The 16,208-nt window shown below is 39.1% G+C and carries 13 protein-coding genes; 1 reads left to right on the plus strand and 12 read right to left on the minus strand.

The window, feature by feature from the left end; genetic code table 11:
- Positions 1-54 precede the first annotated feature (54 nt).
- The 11 genes from Q5794_RS14290 to Q5794_RS14340 form a co-directional block, all read right to left on the minus strand.
- Positions 55-1,146: a toxic anion resistance protein gene (locus Q5794_RS14290; RefSeq protein ID WP_215054675.1), complete on the minus strand. Its 1,092-nt coding sequence runs from the start codon at positions 1,144-1,146 to the stop codon at positions 55-57.
- Positions 1,147-1,164: 18 nt separating this feature from the next.
- On the minus strand, positions 1,165-2,781 hold the full coding sequence (locus Q5794_RS14295) for a YceG family protein (protein ID WP_374988078.1): 1,617 nt from the start codon (positions 2,779-2,781) through the stop codon (positions 1,165-1,167).
- A gap of 93 nt (positions 2,782-2,874) precedes the next feature.
- Entirely contained in the window at positions 2,875-3,453 is a 579-nt protein-coding gene (locus Q5794_RS14300; RefSeq protein WP_374988079.1) for a TerD family protein, read from the minus strand.
- A gap of 35 nt (positions 3,454-3,488) precedes the next feature.
- Positions 3,489-4,067 (minus strand): TerD family protein, encoded by a 579-nt coding sequence (locus Q5794_RS14305; protein ID WP_013057396.1) that lies wholly within the window; start codon positions 4,065-4,067, stop codon positions 3,489-3,491.
- A gap of 24 nt (positions 4,068-4,091) precedes the next feature.
- Positions 4,092-4,688, minus strand: coding sequence for a TerD family protein (locus tag Q5794_RS14310; protein WP_034651381.1), 597 nt, complete (start codon positions 4,686-4,688; stop codon positions 4,092-4,094).
- 286 nt (positions 4,689-4,974) lie between these two features.
- Positions 4,975-8,613 (minus strand): multifunctional 2',3'-cyclic-nucleotide 2'-phosphodiesterase/3'-nucleotidase/5'-nucleotidase, encoded by a 3,639-nt coding sequence (locus tag Q5794_RS14315; RefSeq protein WP_374988080.1) that lies wholly within the window; start codon positions 8,611-8,613, stop codon positions 4,975-4,977.
- A gap of 680 nt (positions 8,614-9,293) precedes the next feature.
- Positions 9,294-9,740, minus strand: a complete 447-nt coding sequence (locus tag Q5794_RS14320; protein WP_214986570.1) for a DUF6376 family protein — start codon at positions 9,738-9,740, stop codon at positions 9,294-9,296.
- Positions 9,741-10,137: 397 nt separating this feature from the next.
- The gene (locus Q5794_RS14325) at positions 10,138-11,118 is read right to left on the minus strand and encodes an ABC transporter permease (protein ID WP_214986572.1); all 981 of its coding nucleotides are present in this window, start codon (positions 11,116-11,118) and stop codon (positions 10,138-10,140) included.
- Positions 11,111-12,022: an ABC transporter ATP-binding protein gene (locus tag Q5794_RS14330; RefSeq protein WP_214986574.1), complete on the minus strand. Its 912-nt coding sequence runs from the start codon at positions 12,020-12,022 to the stop codon at positions 11,111-11,113. Before Q5794_RS14330 ends, Q5794_RS14325 begins: the two co-directional genes overlap by 8 nt.
- Positions 12,023-12,035: 13 nt before the next feature.
- A complete protein-coding gene (locus Q5794_RS14335; protein WP_374988081.1) occupies positions 12,036-12,830 on the minus strand; it encodes a GDSL-type esterase/lipase family protein in 795 nt (264 codons plus the stop codon).
- 23 nt (positions 12,831-12,853) lie between these two features.
- Positions 12,854-13,732 (minus strand): NAD(P)-dependent oxidoreductase, encoded by an 879-nt coding sequence (locus Q5794_RS14340; protein ID WP_374988082.1) that lies wholly within the window; start codon positions 13,730-13,732, stop codon positions 12,854-12,856.
- A 348-nt stretch (positions 13,733-14,080) separates the two neighbouring features.
- On the opposite strand from Q5794_RS14340, the gene Q5794_RS14345 reads away from it, so the two are divergent.
- Positions 14,081-14,281 (plus strand): cold-shock protein, encoded by a 201-nt coding sequence (locus Q5794_RS14345; RefSeq protein WP_013057405.1) that lies wholly within the window; start codon positions 14,081-14,083, stop codon positions 14,279-14,281.
- Between the two features lie 207 nt (positions 14,282-14,488).
- Here the strand turns inward: Q5794_RS14345 and Q5794_RS14350 are convergent, their stop codons facing one another.
- Positions 14,489-15,922, minus strand: a complete 1,434-nt coding sequence (locus Q5794_RS14350; protein ID WP_214986579.1) for a PLP-dependent aminotransferase family protein — start codon at positions 15,920-15,922, stop codon at positions 14,489-14,491.
- Positions 15,923-16,208 lie beyond the last annotated feature (286 nt).

Raw genomic sequence — 16,208 nt, forward strand, 5'->3', positions numbered from 1 at the left:
TCTAGCAAACGTATATGCAAAAAAGCGGGAATCTTTACGATTCCCGCTTTTTCGTTACATCTTATGTTCAAGCGCCTTGAAGTTTTCTTGAAATTGCTCTAAGCGAACAAGTCCTTCTTCACGAAGGCGTTTGTTTTCTTCTTCGATCGCTTTTGTTTCCTGCATTCCTTTCATAATAATATTCCACGTTTGTTCCATCGTTTCTACTTTTACGCTGGGCGCACCCGACATTTTGGCAATTTTAACGCTTTGCTGTGAAATATTTTCTGCATTTCGAATGAGCAGCTCATTTGTGCGTTTGTCTAATTCGTTCATAGACTCCGCTACTAAATTTTGACGTTTTGCTGCAATTGCGTTAATAAGTCCATTTTTAAAAATAGGAATCGTTGTAATAAACGCAGAATTGATTTTGCCGATCAGCTTTGTATTTCCTCGCTGCAGCATACGGATTTGAGGAGCGGATTGATAAGATACTTGTTTTGCCATTTCTAAATCATATAATCGCTGCTCCATCAGCTCAACCGCATTTTTTAAGGTTTGAAGCTCCATTGCCGCCAGCTGATTTCCACTCGACGCTCTTTCTTCAAGCACCTTTAGCTCTTGTTTTAACTCTTCTACTTTCACTTCGCCCGCTACAATGTATTTTTCAAGCTCCATATAATACTGATAGTTTTGCTCGTAAAGCTGTTCAAGCGTTGTGGTTGAATGCTTCATTTCAGTTTCATATTTTGCAATCTCTACATATACTTTATCAATTTCAGAGCCCATTGTTTCATATTTTTGAAACAGCTTATCCACTATTTTTTGACCGCGTTTAAAAAGCTTAGAGAAAAACCCTTTATCTTCAACAAAATCCTTTGCATCAAATTTGTCCATAATCTTTCCAAGCTGCTTTAATAATTGACTTGACTCTTCCATGCTAGACGATTTAATTGTACTAAGCACTTTTCCGGAAAACGAGGAAATTTCATTGGCTGTTTCTTTCCCATACTCAAGTAGAGCCAGCTGATTTTTATAATCAATTTGTTCTGCTAAGCGACGTACTTCCGGCTCTTCTCGCAGTTTTGCTTTTACTTCATTAGGCTTTGTTTCTAAAACTTCTTCGGCTTCGTTTAAATCTAAAGGTTGTAATTCGTTTGTTGCCATTTAAAAACCCTTCTTTCTTTAAAAGATTCGTTTTAACCATTTTTGAATAAGCGACGGCTCTTTGAATTCTTCATTAAAGCTAATATCTTCTAGCCAATGTATATCGAAATATTTTTCTTCGACAAACGCTTCTATATCTATTTGACCGGTCGGATTAAAAAGAACAATATCAACGCCAAATTCATTTAACAGAAGCAGCAAAGCTGCATCTTCACGCGTAAACGTTTCATGTTCATTTCCGTGATAAATAATTACCCGAGGGACGTGCTGCGTATAATCAAATTTTTGAAGCATGCGAAGCACGTTGTTTGGAAGCTTCAAAGACTGATTAAACAAGTACATTTGATGCTGATACGCATCTTCATGATCCAACCGAAGGAGCTTTGAATGTGCACAATATCTGGAAATGGCTGCAGCTAGCCCTTGCTGAAGCCCGATAGGCAGTTCTTTATAGCGCCACCAGTTGCTTTCAATCATTTTATCAGGACTGAGCGTTCCATCACTTCCGAGAGCGCCTTGGTAGTGAAAGTGATTATTTCCTTCTATTTTTTTGGCAAAAGGAACAGAATCAACAGTCAGAGCTAACTCATTTTCTGTTTGCATGAGCTCGTGCACTTTACTCCAGTACTCTTTTCGGTTTTTAGAAATACCAAGTACTTTTGAAAACAGGACCGGCACGTGTACATATGGCTTTGACACTTCAAAATTAGGACGAATAAACGCCCGTTCTCTCATTAATAAAAAAATCTCATCATACGTCGTTTTAAGAGTAACTGAAGTTGGAAAATACGAACGAAATTGCCACGGTTTATACAGCATGGACTCCTCTGAATGAAGCACTTGCTCAATTTCCTGAGACGCTCTAAATGCTACCGTACCTTTTCGAACCGGTTTATCCGTTGGAAAAGGAAAAAGCGAGCTAGTAGAAGGAAACGTATAAACCGTTGTTAAGCGCTGATTTTCATCTACTTCTTTTAAACTATCTTTTCCTTCCGGATGAAAAGTAAGGACGTCAAAACCTAGTAAAATTAAATAATAGAGAAAATACTGCTCGCTTTTATTTGTATCTCCATACCACATGATGCGAGGCGCGTGTTCAGGAAATGCTTGATCGACCATCCAAGATTTCACATGATTCCACTGCCACTTTATTAAATCGATTAATACGCGTTGAAAATGCCCGTCCATAAAGCCCTCTGCATGCTGTTCTTTAAAACACGTTAACGTTTCAATAAATTTTTCACGTACTCTTCTATGTATAGCGGGATTTTCTGACTTCACGATCAGCTTTTTTCCTTCTAAAAAAGCAAACAGTCGATTGACAGAAAGGCCGCGTTCTTCTTGATTAATTTTAAGAATCGTTTGTACTTCTTTTAATCTATCATTTGAAATGGACTTATCAAGCTTATCGTGCAGGACAAGGATCGATGATGATGAATGCGCAAGTTCATAAAGAAAAGCTGCGTACTCGTCCGCATCAAGATGGGTGCCTAAATACCTTCCCGCCACTTGTTTATAGGAAGTTTGCTGCTCATTTTGTATAAAGTCACCTCGCAGAGAAACATCTTTAGAAAAAAGAGAAGTTCCATTTTGCTCGTTAAGATTAATGATATGAGGATCAATTAGTTTACTCACGCCTTACAGCTCCTTTCTTTTCAGACATATACATGCTAAAAAGAAAGGGTACTCGTTAAAGCACCCTTTCTTTTTCATTTATCCCATGCCTTTTTATACGGATAATCCGTAGTTGCGGCAAAGGTCGGCCAAGCCACCGGAAAATCCGCTGCCAATGGCATTAAACTTCCAGTAGTTTCCGTGCTTGTATAGCTCGCATACAACGACAGCTGTTTCGATTGAAAAATCTTCGCCTAAATCATATCGCAGTACTTCTTCATTTGTTTCAGCATCAATCAGACGAACAAACGCGTTGGATACTTGTCCAAAGTTTTGTCCGCGAGCATCTGCGTCGTGAATCGTGACGTTAATTCCGATTTTTTCAACGTGGTCAGGAAGAAGGGAAAAATCAACGGCTATTTGCTCATCGTCTCCATCTCCTGCACCCGTACGGTTGTCACCGGTATGCTCCACAGCTCCATTTGGACTTTTTAAATTGTTGTAAAAAACAAACTCCTCGTCATTTACAACCTGACTTGATTTATTGGCTAAAAATGCACATGCATCTAAATCGAAATCCTGAGATCCAGCATATTTGTTTGTATCCCATCCAAGGCCTACTATTACTTTTGTTAATCCTGGGTTGGTTTTCGTTAGGTCAATGCGCTGACCTTTTGATAAAGAAATTGACATAAAAACATCCTCCGTACGTTTTCTTACTTTAATGATTAGGCGTTTAAACCAAAGTCGTTGACAAGTGCCGCTAAGCCGCCTTGATAACCGCTGCCAATAGCATTGAACTTCCATTCTCCACCGTGTCGGTACAGCTCTCCTACCACAACGGCTGTTTCGATCGAGAAGTCTTCACCTAAATCATAACGAATTAACTCTTCGTCATTTGTTGCATTTAAAATACGAACGTAAGCATTACTTACTTGGCCGAAGTTTTGACCGCGTGCTTCCGCTTCATGAATCGTAATGGTAAACGCGATACGTTCAATAGATTGAGGCACATTTTTCAAATCTACTTGAACCTGCTCATCGTCTCCTTCACCTACGCCTGTACGGTTATCTCCGGTATGCTCAACCGCTCCGTTTGCACCCGTCGTATTGTTGTAAAAAATGAAATCAGATTCTGAAGCACATTTTCCTGCTCCGTTTAATAAAAAGACAGATGAATCTAAATCAAAATCGTTTCCACCGTCATACTTATTTACATCCCATCCAAGACCTACTACTACGTTTGTTAATCCTGGATTCGTTTTTGTTAAATCTACTTTTTGTCCTTTTGAAAGATTAATAGCCATTTCGTTTCCCTCTTTTCAAGTTGTTTATTTTGTATATTTATTCGCAATTTCTCCCAATCCAGTATCTCTCGTTGCATCTCCAGTTGCTGAAAACTTCCATTCATTCCCGTCTCGGTAAATTTCACCTGCAAATAGAGCGGTTGCTCCTGAATGGTCTTCAGATAGATTAAAGTAGACAAGCTCTTCGTTTTTAGCGCTGTCTACAACGCGAATAAACGCATTTTTAATCATACCGAAATCTTGGTTTCGCTCAACACACTGATAGATATTGACCACAAACACAAGTTTATGTACGTTTCCAGGAACCTTTTTTAAATCAACAAAAATTTGTTCATCGTCTCCTTCACCTGCTCCGGTAAGGTTATCGCCTGAATGCTTAACGCTCCCGCAGTTACTGTGACGATTTCCAAAATACACAACGGCTGAGTTACTTACAAGCTTATCGTTTGAATTTAGCATAAGAACAGATGCATCACAGTCGATACTTGGTCCGTTTCCTCCGAAACCAAAAAAGCTGCGTTTTTTTACAGGATCCCATCCTAATCCAACTGTAATAGAAGATAGGCCTTCTCTTCCTTTTGTTAAATCAATTTTTTGACCTTTTTGTAGATTAATAGCCACTTTTATTTACTCCTTTACTGTAACGAACATATTCTTTTTTAGGTTCTATATAGCTCTATATCATAGCGCAGATAAATGAAAAAATAGTGAAATTTTTATACCACTTTTAACGTTTACGTAAATCTTCTTTCCATGGAAAGAATACTACAATTTGGTGATTGTTTCAAAAATTAAGCTGTCTGTTATGGCGTAAATTAATTGATTTAAAGTTTGAAAGTGAAGATAATGTACTAAAAAAAGACTGTCCTAAACCGGAAATCCGAGTTATGAGACAGTCTTTTTTGGCTTATTGAGCTATTTTTAAAGTAGGTTCTTGCTGTTCAGCTGTTTTAGCAGCTGCCACGTTTTGAATACGGCCTTCAGCTTTGTATTCAAACGGGCTGTTGAGTGTTTTAATATAGTTTACCGTTGCCTGTAAATCTTCTGGTCCCACTTCCATATCTGAAGAAAGTGCGCCAATACCATATTTTTCGTTTCCATACATATAGTTATTGACTACTACTGTGTATTCTTTTTCTTTGTCAATTTTACTTCCATCTGGAAGCGTAATATCAACTACTTTATTGGTACTGCTGTCCCACGTATAGTTAAAGCCTGCAATATGGAAATCTAGTCCGGATGATGTAATTTGATTGTTTAACACCGTTTCTAAATCCGCTCCGCTTAGCTTTACTTTATTTAAGACGTTGCCAAACGGCTGAATCGCAAATAAATCACCATATGTTACGTCACCAGCATTAAGCTGTGAACGAACGCCTCCGCCATTCATTAAAGCAAAGTCTGCTTTCATTTCTGCTTTCATACCGTCAGCAATTAAGTTTCCAAGCGCGATATCGCCTGTTGGCCCGCTAGACGGATAGCCTTTTGCCAAATCTGTAGATGACTTCCCAACCACTTCTGCTTTAATAGGTGCTGCTAAGTCTTCATACTTTTGCATAATGCTTGAAACTTCAGGATCTGGCGTATAGTCTTTTTGATATACCGTCACAATTTTTGCATCTTTTTTCACGATGTCACCCGTATTATCGATTTCAACGTCTACGTCTGAAAACGCTGAACCGTATGAATAAGCTTGAACGATTAATTTGTTATCTACTACTTTGTTGTTATATACATGATTATGCGCTGAAAAGATAACGTCAACTTCATCATCAATGTTTTTAGCGATATCCGCTGCATCAAACTCAGTAGGCGTTCCGTCTTGATAAGAAGGATTATGAGCAAGGACAACAATTGCTTTAATACCTTGCTTTTTCAGCTCTGCCGTGTACTTATTAATCGCTTTTGCTTCGTCTGTAATTTCTAAGTTTTCATTCCCTTTACGAACAATCATGCTTGGCGTTTCTTGTGTTACAACACCGATAAAGCCGATTTTCTTGCCGCCTACTTCTTTTATTGCATAAGGTTCTGTAATTAATTTATTAGTTGAAGTATCATAAGCATTTGCCGCTATAACCGGGAAATTCATGCCGTCGTATCCTTTTGTGCCTTTTGGATGGTCTCCGCCTTCAATCATGCGATGAAGCTCAGCAATGCCTTCATCAAACTCATGATTTCCAAGTGTGCCTACATCAAATCCAAGTGATTCCATCACTTCAACTGTTGGCTCATCTTGAAACAACGCTGAAACTAACGGGCTTCCGCCAATCATATCTCCAGCATGAACTAAAAGCGTATTCGGATTTTCAGCTTCTTGTTTACGAATAGCTGCTGCTGTATACTTCATATTTCCAGCTAAAAGCGTTTGGCCATTTGAATTGATTTTTGTATCTGTATCGAGCTGACCGTGCAGGTCGTTCATCCCTAACAGCTGAACTTTTGTATTATCTTTTGATTCGCCGTTTAAATTAATTTTGTAAATGCCGAATCCTTTGTCATCCGTTTTATTTGTATACGTAATGTTGCTTCCTTCGCTTAAATAGCTTTCTCCGCGCGGTGAGCTTGTGAACGTCACGTTAGCTGTTCCGTTAATCGGTGCAATGGACCAGTTATCGTCAGCTGTTGGCGTGATTTCTTTTTGCTCGGTGATGTAGTCCATTAGAATTTGACGGTTTTCATCCGCTGAATCCACCACAAGCTCGCTTCCTTTTAGACCAGGGAAGTTTCCGCCTCCGCCAGCTCGGTAGTTATTTGTCACAACGATAAACTCTTGGTTCGGATCAACCGGCTTGCCGTTATACGTTAAGTTAACAACTCGACTTGAATCGGCGTGAATCACGTTTCCATTCACATCGTATTTTGCTGGTTTTGTTACGTCGATTTGATATTGCACGCCATCAATTACATCAAAATTGTAAACAGGGAAGTTTGAATTTAATAATTCCTGCTCTTCTGTTTTGTTCGGTGCAATTTGATTAAACTTACCCGCAGACATATCAATCCAGTCTTTTACAACAGAACCTTTTACTTTAACCGCTTTTAATGTATTGTCATATAGATACAGGTCGCCAGCGCTTCGGATCGTTAAATCACCTTTTTTAATTTCCGTATATTCATCGACGCCGTTTCTTCCTGCTTTAAAAGGTGCTCCGACTGATAAAATTGGAAGGTCTTTGTATTCTGGCTTGTTTTGAGAAACATATTTTTCTACGTAATCTTTTTGTGCGTTTGTCACAACTTGAATAGATGGATCATCTTGCACAAGAGAAAAATAGCTGTGAATATTATCGGTCGTTTTACCGATTGGCGTATTCACATATTTGACCGTTGCATCGTGATCTTTTTGAACTGCTTTAACAACGCCTTTATCCGGTTCTACCGTACTTTGCGTAACCGTTTTCCCTGACGCGTCTTTTACGTCTTTATACGTTTCACGCGTGGACGATTGAGAGCTTACTACTTTCCATTTTCCTTTTTCTTCTTTTAACGTTAAGTCAATTAAACCAAGTGACCCTCCGCCGTAACCTGCTTGAACAGCCGGAACACCGTTGATCGTTCCTTTTGCATTATCAACTCCAGGAAGAGGTTTTTTATCTACTCCGAGGAACAAACCGTCTAGCGAAGCTTCCGTTTTAGCAGGGAAGACTTTATGCGTGTGTGAAAACGTAATAGCGTCAATGCCTTTTACTTCACTTAATGAATAAATGACATCTTCCGTATTTTGTTTGTTACCGTTAAATCCAGAGTGAGCCATTGCGACAACTACGTCCGCGCCTTTTTTCTTCATTTCTGGAATGTATTTATTGGCTGTTTCCACAATGCCTTTTGTAATGACTTTTCCATCAAGGTTTGCTTTATCCCAATCATTGATTTGAGGGGGCACAAAGCCAATGAAACCAACTTTAATTGTTCGTTTCTTCCCGTTTTCATCAACGACCTTTTTATTCATAATTTTATAAGGCGTAAATTTATTTTTGTCGTTTTTCGGGTTATTGTCATGATCATCAACGTAGACATTGGCATTTATGTAAGGGAAGTTCGCGTCGTTATACGCTTCTGTTAAGAAGTCTAACCCATAGTTGAACTCATGATTTCCAAGTGTTGCAATATCGTAATCTAGCTGATTCATTGCTTTAAATACAGGATGAACTTCGCCTTTTTTCAGCGGATCAATCTTCGCTTTATACGTGCCTAGAGGCGTTCCTTGAATGAGGTCTCCGTTATCTACTAATAAGCTGTTTTTTACTTCTTTTCGAGCATCTTTGATTAAAGTAGCGGTTTTAGCTAAACCCACTTTTTCATAAGGGGCGTCTTTGAAATAATCATAGTTTAATAGATTCGTATGAACATCGGTTGTTTCCATCAGGCGTATGTTCACAAGCGCATCTTTTTTGTTGTGGCCTTGATGCTTGCTTTGCTGTGAGCTTTGTCCAGGATGACGTGCTTCCGCTCCTGCCTGTGTAGTTAAAAGAGGCATCGATAATAAAGAAAGCGCCAGTGATGTGGATAAAATTTTCTTCGTTTTACTCCGTTTGTTCTTTTTCATCTACCATTCACCTTTCAAGTAAGTTATCATCGCTATAAATCTAGCAACTGTTCAAAAATAGTATAGCAGAAAAGATTTATAAAGAATGTAAATTTTTTTATTTTTTAGTAAACCATTTGTATGCGTTTTATTAACTTTTTGTAAACCGAAAAAATTTTTTTAGTTTCTCTCTTCAAAACCAAGGACCATAGTTTTTATTAATTGGATGAACCCTCCTTTTTAAATGAGTCTTATTACCTAATACATCAACATTCCCACGCCCTCTTTTAATTCAAAAAAAATTTATTTCAAGCGGTGTGTATACATGTACTATACATAGGATATGAAAAGCAGACATTAAGTTTGTCACAGCTTCTAACAAAATTTCGTAGATATAAAAAAGAAAGAGAAGGTTTTTGTCTTTTAATAAATAGATATATTTATATAATTTTACATTTATAACAAGAAAACGAGGTTGAATCACATCATAAAACATAACTACATCAATCCAAAGACGTACAAATGGAATCAAAGAGCTAGTATGAATCGCTTGAATCGCTTGTATCACCTATACACATGCAACCTACGTTCGTTCACCCTACAAATAAAAAAATCCGAACGAAGTTGATTCTCCATCAAGAATCTTGATTAATCGTTCGGATTTTCTTTAGTTAACATACTTTTTTCTCAGCCGCGTTTTCTTACTGACCTAATTCTTTAATTTGTTTCATAATACTTGATACATCTTGAATTGATTGAAACAATTCACTGTTTTTTAGCGCTTCTGGATTGAAGCTGCCATCCTTTATATTGGCTTCATACGCTTCAATTCCACTAATGATTTTTTCGTTTTGTTGAACAAGCTGATCGTGCACATCAGAAGCGATGTCAGGAGCTTTTGTTTTATTAAATTCTTCAGCTTTCCTTTTCATTTCCTGCAGCTTTTGCTCTAGCTTCTTTAATGCCTCGTCGTCATTAACAGCTTTTTCCGCTAGAGGCGGTATTTCTTCAGCAAACTTTTGTGCTTCACTCACGTAATCTTTTGCATCGTTTGCGTAGTTCAACGTACTGCTTGTATCTTCAAGAAAAGAACAGCCGCCGACCATAAAAAGAACAGCAGTTGATATCACTAGCATCCACTTTTTCACTTAGCACTCAACCTTTCTTATTTTCTTTTCTGCTATCTTCTTTTCGATTTTCGTTTCTTTAACTCTTTCATAATAATGGGTACAGCTTTTTTTATTCCTTTTTTTACAGCGGGGCTTTTTAACAGTCTCGATAGTTTTGACATTTTTAAGCTCCTCTCTCATTTTGAAATAACAAAAAACACCTTTACCACATGTGGTAAAGGTGTTTTTATCCAGACCTTTACCAATGGCAACATTGGCAAAGGTCTCGCTAACAATTTGCATTGTCAATAAAGCCGGAGATAACAATCTCGAAATGACGACTTTACTGCAAGAGCTACTCCCCTTTGAACAAAACAGCATTTTTTGTTAACACAATCATAACGTACGTTCCTGATTATCGTCAACTCATATGGAATTAGTACACGTCTTTTTTGGTAAATACCAGAAACGACACGAGCAGCCCGGCAAGTCCCCAAATGGTTAAAACACCCAAGGAAAACCCTAAGGTCATTCCTTCAGTCGGAGGAGCTGTGCCTTGCAGATAAGAAGTTAAATTTAAATTAACCATAAACAAATACTTAGCCGAATGCCATGAAGAAACCATGCTGCTTAAAATTGTACCTGCAATCAAACAAGCAAGCATCACACCCATACCCGCAGCTGTACTTTTAATTAAAACAGACAGCATAAAAGCAAGCGTTCCAACAACAAGTGATACAAACCAAGCAAGACCAAACTCCATTAAAATATATCTCCACTGCGAAATTAAATGGACGTCAGCTGTATTTAAGTCATTTCCCTGCATGCTAAACCCCGTAAGAATAGGGGCTGTCCAGCCTTTAAACCCAAATACAACGCCAGAAATGAGATACGACAAAACGCCAAACATTAAAATTAAAAACGAGACGGACATGACGAGCGTGATGTATTTACTAAGCAGGATTTTCCAGCGTTTCACGGGTCTCGTCAACAATACCTTGATGGATCCCAAGCTGTACTCTGAAGACACTAAATCCGCTGCAATAATCATAATCATCAGCGGCAGCAAAAGCTGGATGGCGTTTTCAATGAACCCTCGCACAAACGTTGGTGCCCCTGGTTCCGAAGGATTGATATCATTATCTAAATAATACTGTTGCTGCGCCACGCGAATTTCAAGCTGCTTGCGCCAATCATCTGAAATTTGGCTTCCGCTCAGCCGGTTTTGCGTATCGATAATTTCTTGCTGCAGCGTACTGCGCCAATCGGTCGTTCCTAGCTTTTCTTGAAGGCGCTGTGTTTCGCGAAGCTGAGCATAGGTGAACATGGAAATCAAAACGCCCATGATAAGCGTAACGATTAACAGGCGCTTTTTTCGAACCAGCTTGATCATTTCATTTTGAACCAAACTAATCAATCGATTCGCCTCCTGTCATTTCGATAAATAAATCTTCAAGAGTTGGAAGCTTTCGATTCATTTCTTTTACCGTTACTTCTGCTTGAATGAGCTGTTTGTTCCACTCTCCCACTTCAGCTTCTTCATAAAACGTCGTGACATACTCCCCCTGCACTTGCACAAAGTCCGTCACTTGTTCTAAGACATCTATTCCTGCAGGCTGCGGATCTAGCTTCCACAGTAAGCGCTCTTGCTGAGTTAACAGGGTCTTCACCGATTCTGTGTGAATAACTTCTCCTTTTGCGATAATCGCTACTCGGTCACACATTAGCTGAATCTCGCTCAGCAAATGACTCGATACTAAGACGCTTAGACCTTCACTTTCAGCTAAAAAACGAATAAATTTACGCATATCCCGAATCCCAGATGGATCGAGTCCGTTCGTTGGCTCATCTAAAATAAGCACTTTTGGTTTTCCGAGAAGCGCTTGTGCAATTCCTAAACGCTGCCTCATACCTAACGAATACGTGCGAACTAAATCGTGGATACGCTCTTGTAAGCCAACTAACTCCACAACTTCGTGAATACGTTCTTCCGTCATAGAAGGAATCATGCGTGAAAAATGCTGCAGATTTTCCCAGCCGCTTAAGTATGGATACAGCTCAGGGTTTTCAACAATACAGCCGATATGCTCCATCGCTTTTGTAAACTGCTTCGATACGCTGTATCCACAAATAGAGATGGAACCAGCCGTCGGGCGAATCAAGCCGACAAGCATTCGAATCGTTGTCGTTTTGCCGGCTCCATTTGGTCCTAAAAACCCAAATACTTCGCCTCTTTTTAATTCAAAATCAATATTTTTGATAACTTCTCGTTTTCCTATTACTTTTTTCAGTCCTTTTACTGAAAGCGTTACTTCACTCATATCATTCCCTCCCTTACCACGTAATCAGCGATGCTACACGCTCTGCGATTAGCTTATAGCCTTTTGCATTCGGATGAAATTTATCGGTATATAAGTAGTCGTCTACCTTTAGCTGAAACAAATCAAAGGTCGGTACAAAAACAGTTTGCTTATAATTAGCACTTAATTCACTGCTTTTGTAATTCCATTCTCGTACAATAGCCGTTGTCGTTTTTGCATCTTGCAGGTTACTAAACGGATTGTATAAACCAATTAAAAAAATTGTCGCGTCTTTATTTGCCGACCGGATGCTTTTTAAGATGCTGTCTACTTTTTTTAAATAGTCATTTTCTAGCTTTTGAATATTGTTTTTATTTAAGTTTTGCAGCGTTTGTCCGCCTTGAAATAAGTCATTTCCTCCAATGGTGATCAGCACGGTATCTGCAGACTTAATCTGCCGCTGAATTTGCTGCTGCTTTACTTGACTTGCCAGCTGCGAAGACGTTTGACCTTTTATTCCAAAGTTACTTAAGAGAATTTTCTTCTTCGTTTTTTCTTCAAGATTATCTTTTAAATACCCAACGTATCCTTTTCCCGCTGCATCTCCTGTTCCTCTTGTCAGTGAATCTCCTAAAGCGACAATCGTATAATTCTTTGTACTTTTGTTACTGCTGCTTGTTTCCTGCTTTGGCTTTGGCATTTCTTTTACAGTAGCTTTCGAGGCGCTAACATAATCATAAATAGACATTCCAAGCCCCGCTGCAAAGAGCAGACACGAAATAATCGAAATAAAGGATACAATCCATACCCACTTTCCTTTCGCTTTCACTGGCTGCACTCCTTTTCGTCTTTTTAGTTATCTTTTTTTAGAGCTTCAACTGTTTTTAGTAAAGCGGACCAGTCTAAATGACCCCAGCCATTTTCGATTCCTTGTTCATAATGACCTTTCACAAGCTCTCCTAACGGAAGCGGAGCGGACACTTTTTTGGCTGCATCAATAGCCAGGTTTACATCTTTTAGTCCAAGCTCCAGCTTGAACCCGGCTGGATCAAAGTCTCTTTTAGCAATTAAATTGCCGTAATTTTTATACACAGGAGATGCAAATAAGCTATTAACCACTTCGAGAAACTCCTCCGCTTGCATGCCATACTGTTCTACCATGACTACTGCTTCAGAAACAGCTTCTAACATCGATACTAATAAAAAATTATTGCCAAGCTTAGCTACATTTGATAAGTAAGGCTCGTTTCCTACAGTGAAAATAGTTTGACCAATCGCTTCAAACAGCGGCCAAACGTGCTCTCTTGCTTCTTTATTACCTGCAACTATTACTTTGAGAGCCGCAGCTGCTGCTGCGTCGGGGCGACCTAAAACAGTCGCTGCAACAAAATGCTGTCCTGATGCAGCATGTGCGCTTGTTAATTTTTCCGACAAATCTACGCTAATAGTACTCACAGAGACGTGAATACCACCTTCTTGAAGGCCTGCAAGTACACCGGCTTCTGAAAGCGTTACTTCTTTTAAAGCCTCATCATTTGAAAGAATCGTAAAGACAAGATTCGCTTCTTGTGCTGCTTGAGCAGGTGTCTCTACAACCTTTGCTCCTTTTTTCACAAGACTTTCTGCCTTTGAAGCAGTGCGGTTATAAATGACAAGTTCATGACCCGCCTTTATCATATTTTCCGCCATCGGTAATCCCATATTTCCTAAACCAATTAAACCCACCTTCATCTTTACCACTCCATTTCAGCACTCAGTATGTACGTTTCTTATACTTGTCGTCTATCTTTAGAAAAAGCATATTTTCATTATTATATAACTACAGTAAAAGCGAATACAAAGAATAGCCTTTCTATAATGTTCAAAATGTGACATTTTTTAGACATGATTTATGAAAAACTTGTCTAAAAAATACGAATGGTTTTTAAATAAAGCGCTTGCAAACATAGGGAATTTCTGCTAAGATGTAAGAGAATTATTTTTGTTCGGTGGGGATGTATGAGTATTGTCACTTTTCGTCTTTAGATTTGAGCAAGAATAGTACCACAATGTGCGAGTCCGCACGAGGAGGCAACAATTATGGAACAAGGTAAAGTAAAATGGTTTAACGCAGAAAAAGGTTTTGGATTCATCGAGCGCGAAGGTGGAGACGATGTATTCGTACACTTCTCAGCAATCCAAAGCGAAGGCTTCAAATCTTTAGACGAAGGTCAAGCTGTAACATTTGACGTAGAACAAGGTCAACGCGGACCTCAAGCTGCTAACGTTCAAAAAGCATAAGAAACACAACATATCAGAAACAGATCCTTTAAAGGATCTGTTTTTTTGTGTACAAACATAAAAAAAAAGCCCTGTTTTTCAACAGGGCCAGTCGGTACAAATACAGAAGTAAAGTTAATGGTACTCTTAGTATAGCACAAGATCATAACAATCTATACGAAATAATAAAATAAAACTTTCATCCGGCACGTTTACCTATGTTTATAGCTATTCCAGACTCTCTAGAGCGCTCGCAAATCGTTTAATTCCTTCTCGAATGACCTCTTCTTCCCCTCTGCCAAACGTAAAGCGAATAGCTCCGCTTTGAGAACTCAGCACGCTTCCTGGGACAAAAGCCACTCCTCTTTTAAGCGATTCTTCCAATAGACGATAGTCATCGACCGGCTGATTCACTTTGCACCATAAGTGAATCCCGCCTTGAGGCGAATCGAAAGATACTTTTGATCCGAGCAATTCGTTCAGACTCGACGACAGGGCATACTCTTGCTTTTTGAGCTCTTGTCTAAGCTTTTCAATATGAGAAGAAAACGTAGGAGAATCTAAGAATTGATAAGCAATCCACTGCGGAAAGATGCTGTGGCCAAAGTCAATTTGCTGCTTAGCATCTGCCAGGCGCTGAATCACTTGCTCTGGCCCCACTATCCAGCCAATTCGAAGGCCCGATGCCACGATTTTAGAAAGCGAGCTGATATAGAGGACATTTCCGTTCTCGTCCATCGATTTCAGCGTTTGATGGACATTTCCGTCAAATGCCGTGAGTGAATAAGGATCATCTTCAATAAGCGGAATGCCGTATTCTGAAGAAAGCTCTAAAAACCGCTTTCGACGCGCTTCTGATAACACAATACCGGTCGGGTTTTGATAATACGGATTTAAAAAAACCATACGAATGCGATGCTTTTTATGTAATTCTACTAAGTCGTCCGGATTGGCTCCATTTTTATCTACAGGCAGCAAAAACGTTCGTAAACCTGCTGATTGAAAAAGCGGCAGTGAATAACTATAGGACGGATCTTCAATCGCTACTGCATCTCCTGGTTTTAACAAACACTGCACAATTAAATGAAGTGCTTGCTGTGCACCTGATGTGATTAAAATGGAATTAGCATCGGTGAAGATTTTCCGATATTCATGAACATGAGCAGCAATAGCGTCACGCAGACGTTCATTGCCTTGAGGATGATCATAGCCTAAATGCTCATTAAACGGCATGCCCGCTAATATTCGCTGAAAATCGTCACTTGGAAATAAGCTGGGAGCTAATTCTCCGCTGGCTAAGTTTACAAAATCTGTTCGCAAAGCTTCGCTTCTTATTCGCTGTACGAGCGGTAAATTAGGCAAAAACGAACCGTCTTCTACATATCTCCCCCAGTTTGGAATACGTTTACGGGAAATTCCCCAGATGCTCGAACTAACTCGCGTGCCGCTTCCTTTTTTACGTTCTACGATTCCAAGTGCCTGCAGTTCTTCATAAGCAGCTACTACTGTGCTTCTGTTCACGTTGAGCTCAGCAGCAAGCGTTCGTTCTGATGGCAGCATAGAATCCGGCGGAAACGCTCCCGATGAAATACAACTTTCAATATATTCTGCAATTTGTTTATAAATCGCTTTTTTGCTAGCGCGATCTGGTCTCCAGTTCATGCGGCGTCAGTCCTTACATTTAAACTTTCTTATTAGTAGTTTATCCTTTATCTCTCTTATCTTAAAGCAGTTTTATAAAAAAAGACCATCCAATTCGGTATTTTTTTGCTCATCCACTTTACAAAATAAATATAATATCACTACTTTTCATTTGCTGGTATTTAAGTTTACATAATAAATTTATAATTAATTAAACTACATTCACCCTCACAATAAAAAAATCCAAACGAAGTTGATTCTCTATTAAGAGTCTCGATTCATCGTTCGGATCTTTACTAAAATACTT

Source organism: Priestia megaterium, assembly GCF_041941685.1.
Classification (GTDB): Bacteria; Bacillota; Bacilli; order Bacillales; family Bacillaceae_H; genus Priestia; species Priestia megaterium_C.